Annotated in this window: 20 protein-coding genes; 8 read left to right on the top strand and 12 right to left on the bottom strand. The window is 60.7% G+C overall.

What is annotated here, in order from left to right; translation table 11 throughout:
* Positions 1-132 precede the first annotated feature (132 nt).
* Positions 133-645 carry a GNAT family N-acetyltransferase gene (locus GIV26_RS05440; protein ID WP_236279650.1) on the bottom strand — a complete coding sequence of 171 codons (513 nt, stop codon included), beginning with the start codon at positions 643-645 and terminating at the stop codon, positions 133-135.
* Positions 646-872: 227 nt separating this feature from the next.
* Between GIV26_RS05440 and GIV26_RS05435 the strand changes: the two genes are divergently transcribed.
* The 4 genes from GIV26_RS05435 to GIV26_RS05420 all read left to right on the top strand — a co-directional run bounded on the left by GIV26_RS05435 (position 873) and on the right by GIV26_RS05420 (position 5,134).
* A complete protein-coding gene (locus GIV26_RS05435; RefSeq protein WP_236279649.1) occupies positions 873-1,844 on the top strand; it encodes a helix-turn-helix transcriptional regulator in 972 nt (323 codons plus the stop codon).
* Between the two features lie 100 nt (positions 1,845-1,944).
* Positions 1,945-2,817 (top strand): transporter, encoded by an 873-nt coding sequence (locus GIV26_RS05430; RefSeq protein WP_236279648.1) that lies wholly within the window; start codon positions 1,945-1,947, stop codon positions 2,815-2,817.
* A 22-nt stretch (positions 2,818-2,839) separates the two neighbouring features.
* The gene (locus GIV26_RS05425) at positions 2,840-3,979 is read left to right on the top strand and encodes an MFS transporter (protein WP_236279647.1); all 1,140 of its coding nucleotides are present in this window, start codon (positions 2,840-2,842) and stop codon (positions 3,977-3,979) included.
* Between the two features lie 12 nt (positions 3,980-3,991).
* Entirely contained in the window at positions 3,992-5,134 is a 1,143-nt protein-coding gene (locus GIV26_RS05420) for a class II histone deacetylase (RefSeq protein WP_236279646.1), read from the top strand.
* A gap of 12 nt (positions 5,135-5,146) precedes the next feature.
* Here GIV26_RS05420 and GIV26_RS05415 read toward each other — a convergent pair whose 3' ends face one another.
* The 4 genes from GIV26_RS05415 to GIV26_RS05400 all read right to left on the bottom strand — a co-directional run bounded on the left by GIV26_RS05415 (position 5,147) and on the right by GIV26_RS05400 (position 9,695).
* Positions 5,147-5,866, bottom strand: a complete 720-nt coding sequence (locus GIV26_RS05415) for a hypothetical protein (protein ID WP_236279645.1) — start codon at positions 5,864-5,866, stop codon at positions 5,147-5,149.
* The gene (locus GIV26_RS05410) at positions 5,863-7,146 is read right to left on the bottom strand and encodes an AAA family ATPase (RefSeq protein WP_034127474.1); all 1,284 of its coding nucleotides are present in this window, start codon (positions 7,144-7,146) and stop codon (positions 5,863-5,865) included. The genes GIV26_RS05415 and GIV26_RS05410 overlap by 4 nt, the downstream gene beginning before the upstream one ends.
* Positions 7,147-7,246: 100 nt before the next feature.
* Positions 7,247-8,389 carry a glycerate kinase gene (locus GIV26_RS05405; RefSeq protein ID WP_236279644.1) on the bottom strand — a complete coding sequence of 381 codons (1,143 nt, stop codon included), beginning with the start codon at positions 8,387-8,389 and terminating at the stop codon, positions 7,247-7,249.
* Between the two features lie 205 nt (positions 8,390-8,594).
* Positions 8,595-9,695 (bottom strand): sugar diacid recognition domain-containing protein, encoded by a 1,101-nt coding sequence (locus tag GIV26_RS05400; RefSeq protein WP_072446596.1) that lies wholly within the window; start codon positions 9,693-9,695, stop codon positions 8,595-8,597.
* A 157-nt stretch (positions 9,696-9,852) separates the two neighbouring features.
* Between GIV26_RS05400 and GIV26_RS05395 the strand changes: the two genes are divergently transcribed.
* A complete protein-coding gene (locus GIV26_RS05395; protein ID WP_034127477.1) occupies positions 9,853-11,163 on the top strand; it encodes an MFS transporter in 1,311 nt (436 codons plus the stop codon).
* Positions 11,164-11,211: 48 nt separating this feature from the next.
* On the opposite strand, the gene GIV26_RS05390 is transcribed toward GIV26_RS05395, so the two are convergent.
* Complete coding sequence (locus tag GIV26_RS05390) at positions 11,212-11,916, bottom strand: SDR family oxidoreductase (protein WP_034127478.1); 705 nt, start codon at positions 11,914-11,916, stop codon at positions 11,212-11,214.
* 101 nt (positions 11,917-12,017) lie between these two features.
* Here GIV26_RS05390 and GIV26_RS05385 point away from each other — a divergent pair, with 101 nt between their 5' ends.
* From GIV26_RS05385 to rarD, 3 genes are all read left to right on the top strand, one after another.
* Positions 12,018-12,920 (top strand): LysR family transcriptional regulator, encoded by a 903-nt coding sequence (locus tag GIV26_RS05385; protein ID WP_057975870.1) that lies wholly within the window; start codon positions 12,018-12,020, stop codon positions 12,918-12,920.
* A 76-nt stretch (positions 12,921-12,996) separates the two neighbouring features.
* Positions 12,997-14,007: an aldo/keto reductase gene (locus GIV26_RS05380; protein ID WP_057975868.1), complete on the top strand. Its 1,011-nt coding sequence runs from the start codon at positions 12,997-12,999 to the stop codon at positions 14,005-14,007.
* A gap of 36 nt (positions 14,008-14,043) precedes the next feature.
* Positions 14,044-14,925: an EamA family transporter RarD gene (gene rarD / locus GIV26_RS05375; RefSeq protein WP_034127481.1), complete on the top strand. Its 882-nt coding sequence runs from the start codon at positions 14,044-14,046 to the stop codon at positions 14,923-14,925.
* On the opposite strand, the gene GIV26_RS05370 is transcribed toward rarD, so the two are convergent.
* From GIV26_RS05370 to hppD, 6 genes are all read right to left on the bottom strand, one after another.
* A complete protein-coding gene (locus tag GIV26_RS05370) occupies positions 14,894-15,676 on the bottom strand; it encodes a fimbrial biogenesis chaperone (protein ID WP_236279643.1) in 783 nt (260 codons plus the stop codon). The genes rarD and GIV26_RS05370 overlap by 32 nt on opposite strands.
* Positions 15,673-16,707: a fimbrial protein gene (locus tag GIV26_RS05365; protein WP_236279642.1), complete on the bottom strand. Its 1,035-nt coding sequence runs from the start codon at positions 16,705-16,707 to the stop codon at positions 15,673-15,675. Before GIV26_RS05365 ends, GIV26_RS05370 begins: the two co-directional genes overlap by 4 nt.
* Before the next feature lie 64 nt (positions 16,708-16,771).
* A complete protein-coding gene (locus tag GIV26_RS05360) occupies positions 16,772-19,360 on the bottom strand; it encodes a fimbria/pilus outer membrane usher protein (protein ID WP_236279641.1) in 2,589 nt (862 codons plus the stop codon).
* Between the two features lie 152 nt (positions 19,361-19,512).
* Positions 19,513-20,304, bottom strand: a complete 792-nt coding sequence (locus GIV26_RS05355) for a fimbrial biogenesis chaperone (protein WP_233097356.1) — start codon at positions 20,302-20,304, stop codon at positions 19,513-19,515.
* A gap of 93 nt (positions 20,305-20,397) precedes the next feature.
* On the bottom strand, positions 20,398-20,961 hold the full coding sequence (locus tag GIV26_RS05350) for a fimbrial protein (protein ID WP_034127482.1): 564 nt from the start codon (positions 20,959-20,961) through the stop codon (positions 20,398-20,400).
* A 234-nt stretch (positions 20,962-21,195) separates the two neighbouring features.
* On the bottom strand, positions 21,196-22,272 hold the full coding sequence (hppD, locus tag GIV26_RS05345; protein WP_034127483.1) for a 4-hydroxyphenylpyruvate dioxygenase: 1,077 nt from the start codon (positions 22,270-22,272) through the stop codon (positions 21,196-21,198).
* Between the last annotated feature and the right edge of the window lie 68 nt (positions 22,273-22,340).

Below are 22,340 nucleotides of genomic sequence, written 5' to 3'. Positions count from 1 at the left end.
GCTGGACTGCGTAGCAGTCCCATTTTTGGGGCCGCTTCGCGCCCCAGCGGGAGCAAGCTCCCTCGCCACAGTTACCGATTCTGTATTAACTGACTGGCATTGGGGCAAGCCAGCTCCCACAGTTTTACAGGCTCAAGCCGACGTGCGCAGGCGCGCCATGCTCAGGGTGTCGACAAACACACCATCACGCAGGGCATAGTCGCGCAGCCGCCCTTCCACTTCGAAGCCGAACTTGCGGTACAGGTTGTGCGCAGGCTCGTTGTCCGCGTAAACAGTCAGCTCCACACGGTGCAGGTTCATCCAGTTGTCGGCTACCTCCAACGCGGCCGCCAACAGCCGCGAACCGACACCCTTGCCCTGCCAGGCGGGCGCCACGCCCATACCCAACGAGCCAACGTGGCTCTGGCGTACACGCAGATATTGCTCAAGCCCCAGTTGGCCAATCACCTCACCGCCCTGCACCGCCACCAGTTGCAGGCGCCGCTCGTTATCCATCACCAGGCGCTTGCGCCACATCTCAACAGACTGAAAAGGCATTTGCAGCACCTGACGACAAACAGCCGGTTCGTTGTAGAGCGCGGCGACGCCCTCCAGGTGGGCCTCGGTAAAACGCTGGATCACGATAGACGGTTCAGGTGGGTGCATTGCATTTCATCCTTTGAAAGACAAGTGGCGGGCCAGTGTAGAGGCTAAGCGCCTGGCTGACGAGCCGGGAGTTTTCCCACTGGCCGACCAGCACCATCCTGCATCTGAACGATGGCGATCCATATGCGCAGCGCCGATACTCTGCCCAGGCCCTGCCCCGTCAACCCGACACTTCGGCCTTCACCCTGTGACGAGAACAACAAAAAAAGTCCCACAGAGGAACACCCATGAACCGTTTTGATCACTCGGGCCTGTTACAGGCCTTCAGCACCCTGACCCTGGACCTGCAACGGCTGGCCCAACATCAGGACATCGAACACTTCCAGCGCCATGCCCTGGCACGCGTCAGCCAATTGCTGGCCTTCGACAGTGCCTGGTGGGGACGCTCGGCTGTCATCCACGGTCTGCCGCAAGAGCACAACAGCTATCTCTATCAGTTGCCACCCGACTACCTGGCGGACTGGCAGTCGATCCGCCATCTGGACGTTACCGTTGCACGGGTGCATGCCTCGCCTGGCGAGGCAGTGATTATCGATATGCGCGACCCCGCCAACGGCAGCGCCTTGAATTGGCTGGGGCAACGCCACGGCCTGGGTGAATTGCTGTGTGTGATCCATATCGACCCGCAAACCCACCTCAGCCACCACCTGACGCTCTACCGCCAGCCCACTGCGCCCACGTTCAACGCGCAGGATTGCCAGTTACTCAATAACCTGATGCTGCATCTGGTGGCGGCGGTCTCGGCAAACCAGATCCGCACCTTGGTGGCCATGCGTGAAACCCTGGCCAGCCCGCGCAATCTGGCCCTGGCGGTGTGTGACCCACGGGGTGTGTTGCAATGCGCCGAGCGCGGTTTTGTCGACCTGCTGCTCAGCGAATGGCCGCAATGGCGTGGCCCCACCCTGCCGGTGTTGCTGGATGAGCGCGGGCATGACGGCAAGCGCATCCATATCCAGGCGTCACCGGTGGGCGACCAATTGCTGTTGGCCGCGCGCCTCAACCGCGCCCTGCCCCAGCTCAGCCCACGGGAAAACGACGTAGCCCAAGGGTTTGGCGAGGGCAAGACCTACAAGGAAGTGGCCCGCGACCTTGGCCTCTCACCCAACACCGTGCGTCACCATATCCGCGCCATCTACGCCAAGCTCGGCGTCAAGGACAAGGCGCGCATAGCGCACCTGGTGCACGCCCCGCCCGACTGACCCTGCCCGCTTCTCCCACGGTTTTGCCACGGTCGTTTTTTACGGTCACGGGCTGCTGTTGCCCATTTTCCGGCCTTCTCTGACACGAGACGCTTCCGCCATGACTTCCATACGCTTACGTAACCTGGCAGTGCTGTGCGCCAGCCTGTTCAGCCTCGACAGCCAGGCTGCCGACCTCAACGCCCGGGACTTTTTCGCCGCTCCACCAGGCACCCGCCTGGGTGTGCTGTACCTGCCCGCCACCCGTGCCGGCGATTTCCATGGCCCCGCCGACAGCACCGGCAAGGCCGACCTCAGGGTCAACGCCGTGGCTTACCGCCAGGTGTATTTCACCGACGCCTGCGGCACGTTGTGCACGCCGCAATTCATCCTGCCCTTTGCCGACATCAGCGCACGCCTGCCCGGCGCCAACCAGCGCAGCCGCGAGCGCGGCCTGGGCGATCCACAGGTGGGCGGCACGCTGTTTTTCGTCAACGACCCGGCTTCGCGCACTTACAGCGGCTTGTTGAGCCTGATCACCGTGCCGGTGGGTGAGTACCACAGTCAAAACCCGGACGTCTCTCCCGGTGCCAATCGCTGGGGCGCCACCTTTGTCTACAACTACACCCACGGCATCGGCGAAAACTGGGTACTGGAAGCCAACCTGGAAGCCCAGCTCTATGGCCGCAATGACGATTACTTTGGCAGCGAACTCAAGCAAGCCCCGCTGTATCGCCTGCAGGCTTTTGCCTCGTATGACTTCAGCGCCGCCACTTACGGCGCACTGCGCCTGATCCAGGCCGACGGTGGCGCCCTGCGCCTCAACAACCGCCGCCTCGACGACACCCACAAGCGCTACACCCAAGTCGGCTTCGAACTCGGGCATTGGCTCGACCGGCAGAACCAACTGATGGTCAGCCTTTCGCAAAGCGTTGCGGCTTCCAATGGCTATGCCGGCACCGAAGCGCTGTTGCGCCTGGTGCATGTGTTCTGACCCCTTTCCCTGGAGCTTGAAAATGCCCATTTCCAACCCTGCGATAACGGCACGGCTGGCAGCGATCGTGCTGTTTGCCGCCATCACCCCGACCATCCTGATGACAGCTCCCGCCGTGGCCGCGCAGTTGGCCAGCCAGTGGCAACTGAGCCCGGCGCGTATTGGCGACTTGTTTTCCGTGGAACTGGGCGCCATGAGCCTGGCGACCTTGCCCGCCTGGTGGTGGCTCAAGCGGGTTGACTGGCGCACCGCCGCCCGGGTCGCCGCGCTGCTGTTCATGGCCGCCAACCTGCTGTCGATGCTGGCAGACACCTACGCCGGACTGCTGGTGTTGCGCGCTGCCAGCGCCCTGGCCGGCGGCTCGCTGATGATCCTCTGCCTGGCCAGTCCGGCCACCACCGCCAACCCCAGCCGGGTCTATGGTTTGTGGGTGATGGGGCAGTTGATCGTCGGTGCCCTTGGCCTGGTGGTGTTGCCTGGTTTGTTCGAACGATTTGGCTTGAATGCCTGCTACTTGATCCTGGCGGGGTTGATGGCTCTGCTGCTGCCATTGGCGCGGGCGTTTCCCGCCGGTAGCCCTGCGTTGCCCGCCAACCGCGCCCCGGTATTGCCCGGTTCACGCTGGAAAGCCGCCCTGGGGGTTGGCGCGGTGCTGGCCTTTTACATCAGCCTGGGGGGCGTATGGACCTTTATCGGTGCCTTGGGCGCCAGTGCCGGGATTTCGGCGCAGCACGGCGGCGAAATCCTCGCCATCGCCACCGTGATGGGCATTGCCGGGGCAGCGAGCGCTTCACTGATCGGGGCCCGCTTGCCGCGTGGAGTGCTGTTGCTGCTGGGCTACCTGTTGATGGCGGCAGCGGTGCTCTTGTTGCTTGGCCAGCCCGCATTGCTGCGATTTGCCTTGGCGGCGCTGCTGTTCAAATTCACCTGGACCTTCATTCTGCCGCTGATCCTGGCCTGCCTGGCCGACCTCGATCACAGCGGCAAGCTGATGAACGCCTCCAACCTGGTCATCGGCGGCGGCCTGGCCATCGGCCCAGCGCTCGCCGGCCGCCTGATCGAGGCCAGCGGCGGGTTCAGCCTGTTGCTGCTCGGTGCAGCCGCTATCACCTTGCTGTCGCTGGTGATGATCATCGCCAGCCGTCCCCCACTCCCCCACTGAACTGGAACCGGTATGAACCCAACCACCGCATTTTTCTTCGACGAAATTAGCCTGTGGCACAGCGCCGGCGCCCACGCGCTGACCCTGCCCGTGGGCGGCTGGGTGCAGCCGCCGGCCGGCAGCGGGCATGCCGAGTCACCGGAGACCAAGCGCCGCTTGAAAAGCCTGTTGGATGTCTCCGGGCTGAGCCGCCAACTACAACTGCGCAGCGCGTCGCCAGCCAGTGAAGAGGATCTGCTGCGCGTCCACAGCCGTGCCTATCTGCAGCGTTTCAAGGCCCTGAGCGATGCTGGCGGCGGTGAGCTTGGCCCCCAGGCACCGATTGGGCCGGGCAGCTACGAGATTGCGCAACTGTCCGCCGGACTGACCCTGGCCGCCGTGGACGCGGTGCTCAGGGGCCAGGCGCACAATGCCTATTCGCTGTCGCGGCCACCGGGGCATCACTGCCTGGCAGACAGCGCCATGGGCTTTTGCTTTCTCGCCAACATTGCCATTGCCATCGAGGCCGCCAAGGCCCGCAACGGACTGGGCAAAGTCGCCGTGATCGACTGGGATGTGCACCACGGCAACGGCACGCAGTCGATCTTCGAAGAACGGGCCGATGTGTTGACGATTTCCCTGCATCAGGACGGCTGCTACCCGCCTGGCTACAGCGGCGAGCAGGATCGAGGCCGCGGGGCCGGCGTGGGGGCCAACATCAATATTCCGTTGCCCCCAGGCAGTGGGCACGCCACCTATCTACACGCCATGGAACGCATCGTAGTGCCCGCGCTGGAGCGCTTCGAGCCGGAGTTGATCATCGTTGCTTGCGGTTATGACGCCAACGCCGTCGACCCGCTAGCGCGCATGTTGTTGCACAGCGAATCGTTCCGTCTGCTGACCCGCGCCCTGCGCCTGGCAGCCGATCGTTTATGTCAGGGCCGCCTGGTGCTGGTGCACGAAGGCGGCTACAGCGAAGCCTATGTACCGTTCTGCGGCCTGGCGACCCTGGAGGAATTGAGCAGCGTGCGCACAGCGGTGCTAGACCCGATGCTTGAGTTTGTGCAGTTGCAGCAACCCGGTGCGGCGCTGCAGGGGTTTCAAGCGCAGTGGGTAGAGCGGTTGGCCGGAGGGATCATTGATTCACAGCAGGCGCGGATTGTCCCTGCTAACTGAATGGGTTGAACTTCATGGTCTCACCTGACCTCGGGTACGCACTGCGCGTTTTTCGTACTTGTCCGCATGTAACTCGGCCTGTTGCTTAAGTGCCATGCAGTACTGAAGTAAACAAAGATTGGCGTCCGGCGTCTCGGCCTCCGTGCTCAAACGCCTGGCCGCTGCGGCAGAAATGGGTTTTCCTCGTGGCATAAGCCAGCCTTTGATGACCGCCTTGCGGTCATTGACCAGCGTGGCGTGATTGAGCTTGAGCACTTCAATCGTTTGAACCGCCTCCGGTGAAAGCCCTTCAACCTTTCCGTCTCTTAAAAATCGAAAAAGCCGGCTCGCGTGGGGCGAAAGAGGCGATACAAAGGGGTTTCGAGCGGGGTCGTAGGCCTTTTTTTCCTCTGCTCCGTACTCACAGGCGACATTGGACTGACTAGGCGGATAGCATGCGACCATGTTGGCGTAAGCGATGCTTTGGTCCACATGCCTTGCCTGGGGCAGCACATGTTCGATATGGCAGCTAAAAATAGTGTCTTGGCCTTTGGCTCCGCATTCTTGCGCCGTAGGTAGCCGACGTAGCGTATAAGCGCAAAGATGAAACTGCTCACGCAATAACGACCTGCGCACAGGCTCCGCCGGAAAACTGCTATCACGGCCATAAAACAGATTTTGCGGCGTGTCTTTGTTTTCCCGACGCCACTCAATCAACTCGCGGGGCTCTGCCCCTTTCGTGATGGACCTCATGCTTCACTTTCTCCGGCCCACCTCAAGGAGTCGATGCTCGCTTGTACTTCCAGGATGTCCGGAATGTCCCCAACCTTATCTCTCAATTGCGAGAGACTGGCTTCGGCATGCTCCAGTTTGTCGTCATCCAGATAGCGATGTATTGCCTGGAGTTGATGGCCAACGTCGCGGTTTTGCGCGACATCCCCCATCAATTCTTCGATCACTTCGCCGCTGCGTAACCCAAGCGAACGCTCTGGATGCCCGATAAACCGGCCATCCTTCAATAGCATGATTGCTTCAGCCGGCAGCTCACCCAATATTTGTGGTGAATGGGTGGTGATGATGAACTGGCAATTGGGAAAGGTCTTTTCAAGGTTTGCAACAACGGTACGCTGCCAACCCGGATGGAGATGCAGGTCCAATTCGTCGATCAGGACGACACCCTTCCCTTGCAGTGGGTCAGCCACTTCGCGATTGAGTAATGTAAGCCTGCGCGCCAAATCGCCAACCATTGCCAATAGACATTTTTCACCGTCGGATAGCTGCAGGACATTGAATTCGAGATCGCCTTTGAGGACCGTCATTCTCAACGCTGGCTTACGACGAACGCGGACGTCCCGGAATCCAGTGAAGGTTTCGATAGCTCGGCGTACAGCGGAGAGCTCTCTGTCTCGATAGCCAGGGGTGTCCCGACTACTTTCATTTTCAAGATCTTCCTGATTGCGAAACCAGATGAAGAACCGCTTGAAGTCCGCGCCACCGTGGCCCAACGCATCGTCATACCCTTCAGCGATAGCGTTAACCAACTGTTCGCGAACGCGCAATGGTACGTCTAGTACGGCACGGTGCACGTCGTAATAAACTGCCAACGGCAATGTTATCCAATCATCAAATCCTGACTCGTAGTGCCGGATGCCGTATTCGAACTCGTCGGCTTTTACGTTCAAGGCCAATAAATCGCTACTACGATCTGCTGGATGTTTTCCTCCTTTCTTATTCAAGGCTATTGCCCAGCTCAAATCCTTTGTACCCGGCTGATTTTGCAAATCCGTCGTTAACTCCAAACGGGTGTAATCTTCCCCTGCTCGAATATCATCTTTGGACAAAGTTCTGGATTTGGCAGCCTTGCCCACAACCCGCGATGTCAAGTTCGAAAGCGTTATCGCCAACGCATCCAGAATCGACGACTTGCCCACGCCGTTGATGCCCACCAAAGCGACAGTCTTCCTGCCTTCGAAATCGAGTTCCATCTTCTCGATACCGCGGAAATTGACGAGGGTAAAACGCTTGATCTGCATGATCGGTTTCCAACATGCCCGGCCAGGTCAGCCGGTCTTCAGAGTAAGCACGGATGATAGTAATTATCGCCAAGTCTGTCACGGCGTTGACGGTCTTAATCTATCCGCGCTGAATAGCCAAACGCCACACCCGCGCAATGTCCGAGGCCCGCTCACGCAACAGGCGCGGCGCCTCGTGACAAGCCTGTTCCAGTGACATCGGACCCGATGGCAAAGCAAATGCTGCGTCCACGCCCTGGGCATACATCTGCTCGTAGCCCTCGCCCAATGTCCCCGCAATGACGACCACCGGCACGCCCTGTCGCTGGGCAATGCGAGCCACGCCAAACGGGGTTTTGCCACGCAGGGTCTGGGCGTCGAAGCGGCCCTCGCCGGTAATCACCAGGTCGGCACCCCGCACCGCTTCATCCAGGCCAACCAGTTCAGCAACCACCTCGACCCCTGGGCGAAACTGGGCGGCGAGGAACGCCTTGGCGGCAAAGCCCAGTCCACCGGCGGCACCACTGCCGGGTTCGTCGCGCACATCCTTGGGCAGCACCTGGGCGCAATGGTCAGCGAAGTGCCCAAGGGCCGCGTCCAGTTGTGCCACCTGCTCGGGGCTCGCGCCTTTTTGCGGGCCGAAAATCGACGAGGCACCGTGGGGGCCGCACAGGGGATTGTTGACGTCGGCGGCGATTTCAAAACGCACCTGTGCCAGGCGCGGGTCCAGTTGTTCGAGGCTGATATGGGCCAGGCGCGCCAACGCCAACCCACCCGCCGGCAGTGGCTGGCGTTCGCTATCCAATAGCTGCACGCCAAGGGCCTGCATCGCCCCCGCGCCGCCATCATTGGTAGCACTGCCACCAATCGCCAGGATGATGCGCTGCGCCCCGGCATCCAGCGCGGCGCGGATCAACTCGCCGGTGCCATAGGTGGTACTGGAACAGGCATCGCGCTGCCCCGGCGCGACGAGTTGCAGGCCGCTGGCCTCGGCCATCTCGATCATCGCGGTATGGCTGTCGGCCAACCATCCCCAACGCGCTTCGACGCTGTCGCCCAGCGGGCCTCGGACCGTTTGCCGGCGCAATTGCCCCTTACATGCTGCGAGCACCGCATCCACCGTGCCTTCACCGCCATCGGCCATCGGGCATTGAAGCACGTGCGCATCAGGCCAGACCTCGGCCCACCCCTCGGCAATCGCCTGGGCGACACCTGCGGCACTCAGGCTGTCTTTGAACGAGTCGGGGGCGATCACGATTTTCATGGGCTTTCTCCGGTTTTTATAACGCCCATGCTGCCAGTTGGCTGGGGCAATGACGCGGGGCCGATGCACAAGTGTGGGGCGGGTTTGTTGTTCATTTCTACAATGCCCGTTGTAGGCGCGAGCTTGCTCGCGAAAGACCGGAACGCGCCGCGGTGAATCCGGCAACCTGCGTTATCGTTGACGTTTTTCGCGAGCAAGCTCGCTCCTACAGGGGGTGGGGCAGCAGTTGGACGCCCAGGTACAAGGCAAGCATCCCATCTAGCGTCAGCGGATCCACGCCGCTGAGTTCAGCTATGCGCTCCATGCGGTAGCGCAGGCTGTTGCGGTGAATGCCCAAGGCTTCGGCACACGCCTGGCTTTGCCCATCGTGCTCGCACCAACTGCGCAACGTGGCAAGCAGTTGCCCGTTGCTGTCCTTGGCCAACACTTTGCGCAACGGGTTGAGCAATTCGTCCAGGGCGTCGTCGTTGCGATGACGCCACAGCATCACCGGCAGGCGATAACGGTTGAGGGTCAACAGGCGTGATTGCGGCAGGATATCGCGGCCATAAGCAAGCAGATCACCCACCCGCCGATAGCAGCGGCGCAGTCCCGCCAAGCCCTCCGCTTGCCCGCCGATGGCCACGCGCAGGACGTTCCAACCCAGGCCGTCGAGCTTTTCCAGCAAGCGGGGGTTATCGACCTGCACCCCAGCAGGTCGGCACCACAGCAAGGAAAACTGCGCAGAGCTGACGCACCAACTGTCGGGGTAGCGGCTGGCGAGCCAGGCGCTCAGGGCCTCCGCCGTTTGGCCCGGGCCCAGTTCAAACAGGTATGGCGTGCGCGCCAGTTGTGGCTTGAGCCCCAGTTGCTGGGCTTCGTCCACCAGGCGCGGGGAGTCGCCGCTGTCGGCCAACAGCAGGGCCAGCAGATCATCGCAACGCTGGCGCCGCCATTGTTGTTCGGCTTGCTGGTGGCGTTGGCTGACCAGCATTTCAGCGGTCATGCGCACCAGTTCGGCATAGGTGCGTAACCCATCCGGCTCGCCGGTGATACCCAGTACGCCAATCAGGCGCTGATCATGCAGCAGCGGCAGATTGATTCCTGGTTGCACACCCTTGAGATGCTTGGCGGTCTGCCCGTCGATTTCCACCACCCGCCCATTGGCCAACACTAGCTGGGCACCTTCATGGCGGGTATTGATACGCTCCGGCTCGCCGCTGCCCAGGATCAAGCCCTGGCTGTCCATGACATTGACGTTATGGGGCAGGATTGCCATGGTGCGATCGACAATCTCCTGCGCCAGGGCATGATCCAGCTCGAACATGGGGCTAATTTCCTGAAAAAGGTTGTTCACCAGCACAGCGCAAAGATGGCTTGACTGTGCGCCGGCACAAAGACAGTTGCCCATCACGTCACCGAGACTGTCAGGGCGGTCAACGTTACCCTCGCACCGCGAAAAATCATAATAAAGAGAGAATCCCATGTCACAGAGCGCCACTGCCGCACTGGCCAGCGATGACGATAAAAACGCCATCTACAAGCGCATTACCCTGCGCCTGATCCCCTTCATTTTTATCTGCTATCTGTTCAATTACCTCGACCGGGTAAACGTTGGCTTTGCCAAGCTGCAGATGCTCGACGCGTTGAAATTCAGTGAAACCGTATACGGCCTGGGAGCCGGGATTTTCTTTATCGGCTACGTGCTATGCGGCGTGCCGAGCAACCTGGCGCTGACCCGGTTTGGCCCGCGGCGCTGGATCGCATTGATGATGATCGTGTGGGGTACGCTCTCCACATGCCTGCTGTTTGTGACCACGCCCACGCATTTCTACACCCTGCGCCTGCTCACCGGTGCCGCTGAAGCCGGCTTCTTCCCCGGCGTGGTGTTGTACCTTTCGCAGTGGTTTCCGACCTTCCGTCGTGGGCGAATCATGGCACTGTTCATGTCGGCGATCCCGGTGTCCGGTTTGCTCGGCAGCCCGTTTTCCGGCTGGATTCTCAATCACTTTGCCGCAGGCCAAGGTGGCTTGGCGGGCTGGCAGTGGATGTTCCTGCTGCAAGGCATCCCGACCGTGGTCCTCGGCGCCCTCGCCTACTTCCTGCTCAGTGACAGCTTCGCCAACGCCAAGTGGCTCAAGCCCCATGAGCGTGCGGTACTGGAAGCGGACCAGGCCACAGACCTGGCTAACAAGCCGAAAACCACCAGCGACTCCCTGGCCGAAGTGTTCAAGAACCCGGCGATCTGGGCATTCGGTCTGATCTACTTCTGCATCCAGAGTGGCGTGTATGCGATCAACTTCTGGCTGCCGTCGATCATCAAGAACATGGGCTTCAGCGACAACCTGGTGATTGGCTGGCTCAGCGCGATCCCGTATCTGTTGGCGGCGGTGTTCATGTTGCTGGTGGGCCGCTCTGCCGATTTGCGCAAGGAGCGCCGCTGGCATTTGGTGGTGCCGATGTTGATGGGCGCCATTGGCCTGGTGATCGCCGTTAACTTCGCCACTACGCCCGCTATCGCCATTCTCGGCCTGACCATCGCCACCATGGGCGCCCTGACCGGCCTGCCGATGTTCTGGCCGGTGCCCACCGCCATGCTCAGCGCAGGTGCGGCGGCGGGTGGCTTGGCGTTGATCAACTCCATGGGGCAGATGGCGGGTTTTCTCAGCCCGTATATCGTGGGTTTTGTGAAGGATGCCACCGGGTCTACGGATGTGGCGTTGTACCTGCTGGCGGCGGTGATTGTGGGCGGCAGTGTCCTGGCATTGCGGATGACGCGCACGCTCAAGGCCTGACGCCTTCAACGTGGGAGGGATCTGCTCCCTCCCACTTGGACCATGTATTTACAACAGGCCGCCACCGTCGATATCAACCACCGCACCGGTCATAAAGCCATTTTCCATGGCAAGTACATACCCCGCCGCCACTTCTTCAGCCTGCCCCACCCGCCCAACCGGCAACCCTTGGCCCGCCTTGGCAAACATTGCCAAGCGTTGCTCTTGGCCAAGCCCTGCATAGGCCGGTGTGTCTATCACCCCTGGGCTGATCACATTGACTCGACGCGGCGCCAGTTCTTTGGCCAGTTGCTTGCCCAAGGCCTCGGTCGCAGCGTTAATGCCCGTCTTGATGAACTGCCCTGTCGCCAACTTGCGCCCCAACTGGCCCGAGGTCAGGGTGATGCTGCCCTGTTCGTGCAAAAAGGGCAGCGCGTGTTGAATGGCGCGTAGTGCGCCCCAGAGCTTCACATCGAAGTTGTCCTGGGCTTCATCCAGGTCTGTTTCAATCAAAGGCTTGGCCCGCACCGAAGGCCCCGAGGTGTAGACCAGATGGTCAAAGCGCCCCACGGTTTCGAACAGTTGCGTTAACGAGGCGCTGTCGGTGACGTCCACCGGCTCGCTGCGCAGCCCGCTGTCGGAACCTGGCGCCAAGCGGCGCCCGGCCACGATCACATGCGCGCCTCGCGCCAAGGCTGCCTGGGCCACTGCCGCGCCGATACCGCTGCTGCCGCCGATGACGATGATGGTTTTACCGCTCAGAGAAGAGGTCATGAGAAAACTACCTGGGTCAGAAAGTGAGCGTTCATCTTCCCAGCTTGGTAATCGATGAAAAATCCGGGTAAAACGACAAGATCTTTAAAGGATTTTTATCAATGAGCTCCATTCTCGACCTTGAAGTCTTCGTGCGCAGCGCCGACACCGGCAGCCTGACGGCCGCCGCCCGTGGCCTTGGCCTCACGCCGGCGGCGGCCAGCATTGCCCTCAAGCGCCTTGAAACCCGCCTCGGCATCCGCCTGCTCGCCCGCTCCACCCGCAGCATGCGCCTGACCGAAGAAGGCCGGCGTTACCTGGACAGTGTGCGGGTGGCACTGGAGGCGCTGTCGGACGGCGAGCACGCCATCAAGCAACAGGGCCAAAGCCTCAGTGGTTTATTGCAGTTGGCCGCGCCCTCGGACTTTGGTCGCAATGTGCTGCTGGGCTGGCTGGATGAGTTCAAGCTGGAGCACCCCACCATCCGTCTGCAACTGTTGCTCAACGACAGCAATGCCGACTTGTTTCGCGACACGGTCGACATCGCCTTGCGCTTTGGCGTGCCTAGAGACTCCAGCCTGGTGGCCCTGCCGGTGGTACCCGATCACCATCGCATTGCCTGCGCCAGCCCCGACTACCTGGCGCGCCACGGTACTCCGCATACGCCCGAAGATTTGGCCCACCACAGCACGCTGCGCTATATGCGCCGGGGCCAGGCCAATAGCACCTGGTATTTCCGCCAGGGGGCGTTGCTTCAAGAAGTCGAGGTGAGCGGTGACTACCTCAGCGATGACGGCGAGATTGTCCGCCGCTGGGCGTTGGCGGGGCATGGCATTGCCTATAAGGCCAACCTGGATGTGGCCCGTGATATCCAGGCTGGGCGGTTGGTACCCTTGCTACCCGACTGGCAAGGCGAACCCTCGCCGTTCAACCTGATGTGCCCGCACCGCCTGCAAGTGTCGGAACGCGTGAAAGTGCTGCACCGTTTTTTACAGGCCCGCTGCCTGACTTTGCTACGCACATGAAGAAATGCCTCCAGGGCTTGTTCCAGAGCGCTCGGGTCTGGTATTGCATCACTTACATTTGCGTGAGGAGCTTTGCATGAATTACCACACATTGGGCCAGTCCGGGTTAAAGGTCAGCGCTCTGACCCTCGGCACCATGATGTTTGGCGAACAGACCAGCACCGAAGATTCGCTGCGCATCATCGACAAGGCCTGGGACCAGGGCATCAATTTCATCGACACGGCGGACCTGTATACAGGCGGGCGCTCCGAAGAAATCGTCGGTGAGGCGATCGCGCGCAACCGCCAGGATTGGGTGGTGGCCTCCAAGGTCGGCTTCGGCCCTACCGATGGCGTGCCCAACCGCAGCGGTTTGAGCCGCAAGCGTCTGTTCAACGCGCTGGACGCCAGCCTGGCACGCCTGGATACCGACTACCTGGACATCTACTACCTGCACCGCGAAGACCACGACACGCCGTTGGAGGTCACCGTGTCCGCCATGGGTGACCTGATCCGCCAGGGCAAGGTCCGCTATTGGGGCCTGTCCAATTACCGGGGTTGGCGCATCGCTGAAGTGATTCGCGTGGCCGAACGCCTGGGCGTCGATAAACCCATCATCAGCCAGCCGTTGTACAACATCGTCAATCGCCAGGCCGAGGTCGAGCAGATCACCGCTGCAGCGGCCTACGGCCTGGGAGTGGTGCCGTACAGTCCACTGGCCCGAGGGGTCCTCAGCGGCAAGTACGCACCGGATGTCACGCCCGAGCCCGGCAGCCGTGCCGCGCGCCAGGATAAACGCATCCTGGAAACCGAGTGGCGAATTGAATCACTGCGCATTGCCCAGCAGATCCAGCAATACACCCAAGGGCGTGGCGTGGGGATCGTCGAGTTCGCAATCGCCTGGGTGCTGAACAATGCGGCGGTAAGCTCGGCGATTGTCGGGCCACGGACCGAGGCGCAGTGGGACGCCTACACCGGGGCGCTGGCGGTGAAGATCAGCGCTGAAGACGAGGCGTTCATTGATTCGTTGGTCACGCCGGGGCATTCGTCCTCGCCCGGGTTCAACGATGTCGGGCATTTTGTATCCGGTCGATTGGCACGCCTGTAGACTACCCGCGCAATAATTGGCTTTCGCGAGGACAACGTGTCTAAAGGTGTGGTGTTATCGGTCTTGGCTTCGGTGTTGTTTGCCGTGATGTATTACTTCACATCACTGCTAACGCCCTTGAGTGGCCTGGAGATTTTCGGCTGGCGCATGTTGCTCACCGTGCCCTGCATGACGGTGTTCATGCTTGTCAGCGGCGAGTGGCGCCGGGTTTGGGAACTGCTGCGCATGCTCGCGGCCAAGCCACGGCTGATCGGCGGCGTACTGGTGTCGTCGGCCTTGCTCGGTGTGCAGCTGTGGTTGTTCATGTGGGCGCCACTGAACGGGCGCAGCCTGGATGTGTCGGTCGGTTACTTCCTGCTGCCGCTGACCATGGTGCTCACCGGGCGCCTGGTGTGGGGCGAACAGCTTTCCTACCTGCAAAAGATCGCGGTGTTTTTTGCCGGGCTCGGGGTACTCAACGAGTTATACCAGGCCGGTGGGTTCTCCTGGGCGACGCTGGTGGTGATCATCGGTTACCCGCTGTACTTTATCGTGCGTAAATACCTCAAGACCGACCACCTGGGCGGCCTGTGGCTGGACATGGCGCTGATGCTGCCGGTGGCATGGTGGTTTGTGCAAAGCGGCGAACAGGGCTTTGCAGTGATGGATGCCCACCCCAATTTGTATGCGCTGATCCCGATACTGGGTCTGATCAGCGCTTCGGCGTTGGTGAGCTATATCATCGCCAGCCGGCTGCTTGCGTTCAGCCTGTTCGGGCTGCTCAGCTATGTCGAGCCAGTGCTGTTGCTGGTGGTGGCGCTGCTGCTGGGTGAAGGGATCAAGGCAGGCCAATGGCTGACCTACATCCCGATCTGGATCGCGGTCATGGTGCTGGTGTTCGAAGGGTTCAAGCATCTGGTGCGGCAGCGTAGGGTTTGACCGACGAACAGTCGACAAACTGCAACTGTGCTTGATGATGTTGAGTAGCCCCATCATCATCCAAGGTGGTGAACTGTAATTGCGGGCCGGATAGGTCGCCGCTAGGCAACTCAGGTATCGCAACCCGTGCAGTAGCATAAGGTGCAACCATCGGCGGATCTTCGCTGTGATGCTCTACACCACCGAGTGTCAGAACCACACCAGACAAGGTCACGTGATACGCCGTGGGGTTGAGCACCTCCAACCCCACGTCGCCCCCTCGGCTCAGGCACCATTGAAGCGCATGAACCACGTCCTGCACCTTTCCCGGCAATTGGGCGGGCCGGAGGAAAAGCTTGATCCGCGTACGAAAGGCAAATTGCAGGGCGTTGGTTTCATCGGATGCCTCAACGCTCGGTCTGATTGCCAGTACGTTCAGCCAGTACACCGACTCCCGGTCGGCCACCTGTTTTGGCGTTTGATCATGCATGATCCGCAAGGCGCGCCCGGTACCCGCGTTCATACGGGCGATGGGTGGCGTAATCGTGAACGGCATATCACTGTTCTCGGGTGCCGCCATCGCATCGCCATCATCGATCCACGCTTGCACTAGGCGCGGACCGTCAGCCTCATTGTGCAGATTGACCACCACCGTGCGCGCGGTAACCGGGTAGATGACACGCGTGCGGTCAATCACGATTTCGCCCTGCACGGCGATTGCCTGCAAGCTCATCAGCACGCCCAGGCCCCCGCGCCAAAGCGCGCTGCTCATCGGTAGCTCATTGTGAATGACGCCAACCCGTTCGCGCTGCCGGGACGGATCGAGGAGGCGGTCTGGATATAACGTGCGGTCAAAGGGATCTGGACAGTCGCATTGCCAGTACTACCGACCAGCCACTGATTCGGGTTCCCAATCGTCGTGGAGTCAGCCCCATAGCGCACCAGCGTGTTCCCCCGTAGTAATTGCAGCGCAACGCCACTGGCCATAGAGGTACGGGTCAAGGACAGTACGTCGCTGCGATTAGCCGGCACGGTCTGGTCTGTCACCGTCACAAATACGTCACGCGTTGCCCCGCCGATGCCACCCGCACATGACAGTGTGATATTGCGGGTCACGCTGCCGGCGAAACTACCCACGCCGCGAAAATCACGAGCAGCCACGGCCGGCATAGGCATGGCGACCGAAGGTGTTGAGACCCTGCAGGTGGGTTTTCGTGGCGCATTGATGGTGACGTTGGAGAAGTTCACTGCGTAATAGCCAGCGCCGGTGATGGGCGTGCCGGTGATCGTATACCTTGCAATGTTTCTGGCGGTGATCGTGCCACCCGTTATGGCGCCTGTGGCGACAAAATAAATTCGGGTATCAAGCCCAAGGACGATGGGCCTTGCTCTGGCATCTCCAACAATGAGTGCGACACCTGCCGTGTTGATGGCCATGAACGGCCGGTTCGGGTCCCTCGCCATCAGGGCAAACCCCACCCCAGGCACATTGGTGGCATACACTGGCATTGAAAGCCCGCTAGCGAAAAATGTCCGGCCCGTCGGCGTGCTATTGACCAGTGCCAGCCTGGCCTGTGCCCCTAAAGCAATTCGTGTGGTACACCGAAGCGCGGACGATGGAGGACTGTCGAAGCGATAGCCATTGGCGGACCCGACCACCTGCCCGATTTGCTGCCCGGCCGCAACCGTGATCGGGGGAATGGAAATATTCACCGCCGGGCCGGGGGCACAGGTGATCGCTTGAGCTTCCAGCGCCACCATCCATCCTCCCAGCACCACGCTGGCAAGTGAAAACCTAGTCATGAAAACAACACCTCTGTCATATCGAATAAGTCATGCGCCGCAACAGTCATCCATCGGCACTCACTCATAGCTGCCCCGCAACCTGGCGCCCTTGGCTTGCCACGCACACCCCCTGAAGGTAATCGGTAGTGGCCTGTCGTTGGCCCTCGGTGATCGGCGGCATGTGGTAGTAGATATCGCACTGCTCGGCGATTTTGCTGCCCCACTTGACGGTCAGACGACCTTCCTGCGGGATGTCTCGGACGAAGGCTTTACTAGCCTGCCCCACCACGCCTACCTCACGCCCTTGCGCATCAAATACCTGTGCTGCAAATGGCAGCGGGCTGCCATTCTCGTGGACGCCCTTGACCAGTACCGCCCGACCACTGAGCGTGTCGAACTTGACCAGCGATACTGCGCCCGAGGTCGGTACGACGTTGCGCGTCGACTCCTGGAGCTCTACATCCATCGACATGCCTTCCGGATCGATTTCCACCGTATTATTCTGGAACGCCGTCAGATTGGGCACGACAGCGAACCCGCTGCTGTTGACCCGTGCACCGCTGCTCCCCCCGAGCCTGGCCCCTTCTGCACCTGGCACATGCACCAGCGCCGAGGCTTCGCCTAGGCTTTGCGAGAACGCGATACCTGCGGCATGAACGACCACCCCACCATCGGCGCCAAACGAAAGCTGCGAGCTATCGCGGCTCTGGCTATATCCGGCACGCAGTTGGGTGGCATCCGTGCGATAGCCGGCATAGGTGTTGAACTGGCCGGAGTGCGTGCTTTCACTGGTTGCGCGGCTGGCTGAAACACCGTAGTTGAGTGCGGTGTCCTCGCCCAGGAACCCGTTGATGCCCACCTGCTGCTGGCTGCCCCGTGTATCACCGGTGTCCCGGGAGAACGAAGTATTGATCGTCGGCGCTCGCGATTCGCCCCCCAGCGGCATCGACAGTGTGAGCATGTAGCGGTTATCGATACGCCCGGGTTGGCCGATACGCCCGAAAAACACATCGTCGCTGAGCTCGCTTTGGGTCAGTTGTCGCGTGTCCTGGACCCTGGAACGCTGTGCCGACAGGTTCCAGTTGACCTTGTTCCAGGTCGAGCCATAGCTGGCGGTGAATGAAACCTGGCGCCCTTCCTGTCCTCCCCAATAGTCGACGGAGCTGCCGTACAGGCTCAAGGTGCCGATACCCAACTGCTGGCTGACTGTCATGTCGAGCCGGCTTTTTTGCCGGGCATAGCTGTTGATGTCACCTGCCCGGCTCGCGATTTCGCGCACATTCAGTGCATCCTGCAGGTTCAGGTAACCCTCGGTGGAGAACCGATACGCACCCAGCGCAAAATGCGTACCCGAGGCCGGCAGGCTTTTGTTGTAACCCAGCCCCAGGCTTTGCCCGGACTGGCGCCCATGATCGGGCACCTCGGTATGGGAGGTGGCAGTGTCCAGAGAGAACGCACCGAAGGACGTATTCAACGCGATACCGAGCTTTCCCTGTTCATAGCCTTTGGAAACACTACCGCCACCGTAGACCGTCAGATCATCGGTCAAACCGTGCTGCAAAGTGCCTTGAAAGACGTTGGCGCCCTTCGCATCAACGCCCTTTTGCTGCACCTTACCCAAGGTGGCGCTGTACTTTGTCGCGTCGGCGCGCAATAACTGCGGGGCCACCGAGTACGGCACGACGAAGGTGTTCCGACGCCCGTCGACTTCGGTCACGCTGACGATCAAATCACCACCGTAGCCGGTGGCATGCAGGTCACTGATAACAAAGGGGCCGGGCGGCACCGTGGTCTCATAAATGGTGTAGCCGTTCTGGCTGACCGTGACCGTTGCATTACTGTCGGCCGTCCCCCGAACCTGCGGTGCGTAACCTTGCTGCGTCTGCGGGCGCATCCGGTCGTCGGTGGCCAGAGTGACGCCCCGCACGCGCACCCCGTCGACAATCTGTCCGTTGCTGAAGGTGTCTCCGAGGGTCAGTTGTGACTGCCAGGGGATGATGCTGCGCTGTACATAAGTGGACGTGTTCTGATAAGTCTCAAAGCCAGTGCGGTTGCTCCAGGCCTGGGCGCCCTGATGTCGCAAGCGCCATGCACCCAGGTTGATACCGGCATTGAGGCCCAGGTAAGTACGACCGTCACCTTCACCTGCGGTGACCGTATTGGTACTGAAGTTGTAATTGAGCAGCCCGGCGGCAATGCCCTCATCCAACAACTCGGGGTCAATGTAGCCGCGCATGGAACGCTTCATGTAGGCCTGCGGCACGCTGGCCGCCAACTCGAGTGCACCCGGATCGAACGTGCTGGATGCCATCGGAATCCACTGCCCCAGGTCGCCGCAGTACTGGCCGGCGGCGGCAGGGTTCGAGAGTTCGCGCCCATGGGCATCAGTATCGACTTTATCCATCGCGATACCGATTTTTTCCAATACTTCACGACTCAAGCACGGCTGCGCCCCGGTCTTTGCATGGGCCGCAACAAACTCCACCTCCCTGCGCCCCAGGGTCTGGCCGTTGACTACGATATCTACGCGGTATATGCCAGGGCTCATCTGGTTGCTGGTATTGAACCGTGACGTGTCAACCGATGACGCCAGGCCACTGGAGAATGCGTTCAGATCAAAGCTCAACTCAGACGCAAGCGCGACATCGCTGGCGATAACGGCCGCACTCATCAGACCGCCCAGCATTATCGTGCGATGCTGGAATGGCAAAATCGGGGCGCAGCGATGCACCCGTACTTGGATGTGACTAGGCATAGTTATGACTTCAGTGGACGCTGAGAAATGTACGTTTGCTTGCCATCAGCAACGTTTCGGGGCCGCGTTCAGCGGTGCAATACAGCAGGCTGCGCGGATGAAAAGCCGCCGAAATCGTTGATATAAGTGAAATCCACCCGCGCATCGGCGGGTATTACCTTCGCGGCTTTCGGCACCGGCACCTTCAACGTGCCTCCTGGCTCCACCATGCCCTCCGTCAGGGACAGTTTTTCCGCTTCGGGACCAGAGCCCATGAGCAGGACAATGTCGTTGAAGGTGACGTGATACGCCGAGGGGTTATGCACCTGTATCACGCTGCCTTGGGCGCCCCGTTCCACGGACCAGCGCAACAGCCCAGGCGCCTCCTCGGGTGTTCCAGATAACTGCGCCGGACGAAAAAACACTTTGGTGCGGATACGAAACGCAAACTTGAAGTGATTCCGCTGGCTGTCTTCAAGCGTGGGGTCAAACTCACTGGTAGCGCCAGGCACTTCAAGTACGTTCAACCAGAACAGCGACTCTCTATCCGTCGGCAGCGGTGCCTTGGTGTAGGACAGGCGCATGGACTGACTTTTGCCGGCGTCCAGGCGAAATACCGGAGGAGACAGGACGAAAGGCACATCGCTCAGTGTCGGCGCTTCCTGCGCGTCACCCGCGTCCAGCCACGCCTGGACCAGGCGGGGCGCGTGTTTGTCATCATTGGTTACTCGCACGGTGACCTCACGTCGCGGCTCGGGGTAAATCTGTCGCGTACCGTCGATAACCACTCCCGCGTGCACCGTGTGCGATGCCATCCCCAAGGCCAGGCTCAGCGCGACCCGCACCACACGACGACTCAAGATCATCAGTAAATCCTGCATCAGGTAATCCTTGAAAACGGTTGTCCTGCGCCCGACCACTGGGTCGAGCGAGGATCTCAGGCAACAAACGCAGTGGTTATCAGCCTGGCTGCATCAAGGAAAGGTGACCGAGTACTGCACGCTGCTGGTGACATTGCCCGCGCCTGCCGCTCCGCCGTTGGCGATGTAGCGTGCGTAAAACGGCAAGGTCGCCAGACCACTGGTAACGGTGGCAACGGTCGAGTTATTACCTGTGCGCAAGTCCATTGGCGTGTTGGAAGCCCCATCGAGAATTTGTACCTCTACCCGGGAGGCGGGTGTCGCCGTTGCCGTGTTACGCAGGTTGCCGGTTGCCGGGTTGATGCCAGGGCTGGTCGGTTCATAACGTACGGCGACCTTGGTACCGTCCGGGCACCCGCCCGAGCCGCCCACATACACAAAGTAGCGCTTGGCGCCTGCCGTATCGCCTGCTGCCTTGAGAGCCGAGGTTTGTACGCGGTCAAGCACTACCGGAAAGTTAGCGCCTGAGCCTGGCGAGGCCCCGGTACCGCCGCTGATGGTGCAGGTGGTGCCACTGACCGAGCCGGTGATCGTGATGGTACCGTCTGCCGCATGCGCGGAGCTGGCAGCGAAGCCGCACAAAGCGAGCACTGCAGCCGCCAGAGTTTGTTTTGTCATAATCAGTCTTTCCTCACAATTGGGGTTCGCGAAACGCAAGGTTGCGACACAGGAGAAGATCAGCTCTTGCGTCACTCCTGAGTGGAAGCCATGACGACGCCGTTCCCCTGCCCCGAGGATTTGTCTGTTACAAGATCGGTCGGACCTGTTTGGCAGGCAAAAAAAAGGCTCCGTACCTTTCGATACGGAGCCTGTGCTTGAAGCGCCGGAACAGCCTGCCCGGCCTCACATGGATCAGTCGGCGGTCAATACGCCACGACGCACCTGATCGCGCTCGATCGACTCGAACAGTGCCTTGAAGTTGCCCTCGCCAAACCCATCGTCGCCTTTGCGCTGGATGAACTCGAAGAACACCGGGCCCATCAGGGTTTCCGAGAAGATCTGCAACAGAAGACGCTTGTCACCGGCAATCGACGAGCCGTCCAGCAGGATGCCGCGCGATTGCAACTGGTCCACTGGTTCACCGTGGTTCGGCAGGCGGCCTTCGAGCATTTCGTAATACGTGTCTGGCGGCGCCGTCATGAAGCGCATGCCGATCTTCTTCAGTGCATCCCAGGTCTTGACCAGGTCGTCAGTGAGGAACGCGACGTGCTGGATACCCTCACCGTTGAACTGCATCAGGAACTCTTCGATCTGCCCGGCCCCCTTGGACGACTCCTCGTTCAACGGGATACGGATCTTGCCGTCCGGCGCGCTCATGGCCTTGGAGGTCAGGCCGGTGTACTCGCCCTTGATATCGAAATAACGCGCTTCGCGGAAGTTGAACAGCTTCTCGTAGAAGTTGGCCCAATAGATCATGCGCCCGCGATAGACGTTGTGGGTCAGGTGGTCGATGACCTTCAGGCCAGCGCCTACAGGGTTGCGATCAACCCCTTCGAGGTAGACGAAGTCGATGTCGTAGATCGAGTTGCCTTCGCCGAACCGGTCGATCAGGTACAACGGCGAACCGCCAATGCCTTTGATCGCCGGCAGGTTCAGCTCCATCGGGCCGGTGTCGATGTGGATCGGCTGGGCGCCCAGCTCCAGGGCACGTTTGTAGGCCTGTTGCGAGTCCTTGACGCGGAACGCCATGCCGCACACCGACGGGCCATGCTCGGCCGCGAAGTAGGACGCGAGGCTGTCGGGTTCGTTGTTGAGGATCAGGTTGATCTCGCCCTGGCGATACAGGTGCACGTTCTTGGAACGGTGGGTCGCCACTTTGGTGAAACCCATGATCTCGAAGATCGGCTCCAGGGTGCCTGGGGTGGGCGATGCAAATTCGATGAATTCAAAGCCCATCAGGCCCATTGGGTTGTCGAGTTGGTCGGTCATGTTCGGTGCCTCATCATTCTTGTGGGTAGCAATTGTTTAGTTGCAAGCAAGGATGAGGCTGGAGGGTG

The sequence above is a fragment of the Pseudomonas sp. PA-1-3F genome, assembly GCF_021609665.1.
Taxonomy (GTDB): domain Bacteria; phylum Pseudomonadota; class Gammaproteobacteria; order Pseudomonadales; family Pseudomonadaceae; genus Aquipseudomonas; species Aquipseudomonas paracarnis.
Note: the sequence above shows the minus strand (reverse complement) of the source record. Positions and strands in the feature narration are given on the sequence as shown.

What these genes read in the sequence shown, in the direction of transcription:
- GIV26_RS05350 (WP_034127482.1), bottom strand. Translation starts at nt 20,961, where the DNA reads ATGACAAAACAAACTCTGGCGGCTGCAGTGCTCGCTTTGTGCGGCTTC.
- GIV26_RS05360 (WP_236279641.1), bottom strand. Translation starts at nt 19,360, where the DNA reads ATGAGTGCGGCCGTTATCGCCAGCGATGTCGCGCTTGCGTCTGAGTTG.
- GIV26_RS05410 (WP_034127474.1), bottom strand. Translation starts at nt 7,146, where the DNA reads ATGCAGATCAAGCGTTTTACCCTCGTCAATTTCCGCGGTATCGAGAAG.
- GIV26_RS05435 (WP_236279649.1), top strand. Translation starts at nt 873, where the DNA reads ATGAACCGTTTTGATCACTCGGGCCTGTTACAGGCCTTCAGCACCCTG.
- GIV26_RS05405 (WP_236279644.1), bottom strand. Translation starts at nt 8,389, where the DNA reads ATGAAAATCGTGATCGCCCCCGACTCGTTCAAAGACAGCCTGAGTGCC.
- GIV26_RS05430 (WP_236279648.1), top strand. Translation starts at nt 1,945, where the DNA reads ATGACTTCCATACGCTTACGTAACCTGGCAGTGCTGTGCGCCAGCCTG.
- GIV26_RS05395 (WP_034127477.1), top strand. Translation starts at nt 9,853, where the DNA reads ATGTCACAGAGCGCCACTGCCGCACTGGCCAGCGATGACGATAAAAAC.
- GIV26_RS05385 (WP_057975870.1), top strand. Translation starts at nt 12,018, where the DNA reads ATGAGCTCCATTCTCGACCTTGAAGTCTTCGTGCGCAGCGCCGACACC.
- GIV26_RS05400 (WP_072446596.1), bottom strand. Translation starts at nt 9,695, where the DNA reads ATGTTCGAGCTGGATCATGCCCTGGCGCAGGAGATTGTCGATCGCACC.
- GIV26_RS05380 (WP_057975868.1), top strand. Translation starts at nt 12,997, where the DNA reads ATGAATTACCACACATTGGGCCAGTCCGGGTTAAAGGTCAGCGCTCTG.
- GIV26_RS05440 (WP_236279650.1), bottom strand. Translation starts at nt 645, where the DNA reads ATGCACCCACCTGAACCGTCTATCGTGATCCAGCGTTTTACCGAGGCC.
- GIV26_RS05365 (WP_236279642.1), bottom strand. Translation starts at nt 16,707, where the DNA reads ATGACTAGGTTTTCACTTGCCAGCGTGGTGCTGGGAGGATGGATGGTG.
- GIV26_RS05420 (WP_236279646.1), top strand. Translation starts at nt 3,992, where the DNA reads ATGAACCCAACCACCGCATTTTTCTTCGACGAAATTAGCCTGTGGCAC.
- GIV26_RS05355 (WP_233097356.1), bottom strand. Translation starts at nt 20,304, where the DNA reads ATGCAGGATTTACTGATGATCTTGAGTCGTCGTGTGGTGCGGGTCGCG.
- hppD (WP_034127483.1), bottom strand. Translation starts at nt 22,272, where the DNA reads ATGACCGACCAACTCGACAACCCAATGGGCCTGATGGGCTTTGAATTC.
- GIV26_RS05415 (WP_236279645.1), bottom strand. Translation starts at nt 5,866, where the DNA reads ATGAGGTCCATCACGAAAGGGGCAGAGCCCCGCGAGTTGATTGAGTGG.
- GIV26_RS05370 (WP_236279643.1), bottom strand. Translation starts at nt 15,676, where the DNA reads ATGAGCAGCGCGCTTTGGCGCGGGGGCCTGGGCGTGCTGATGAGCTTG.
- GIV26_RS05390 (WP_034127478.1), bottom strand. Translation starts at nt 11,916, where the DNA reads ATGACCTCTTCTCTGAGCGGTAAAACCATCATCGTCATCGGCGGCAGC.
- GIV26_RS05425 (WP_236279647.1), top strand. Translation starts at nt 2,840, where the DNA reads ATGCCCATTTCCAACCCTGCGATAACGGCACGGCTGGCAGCGATCGTG.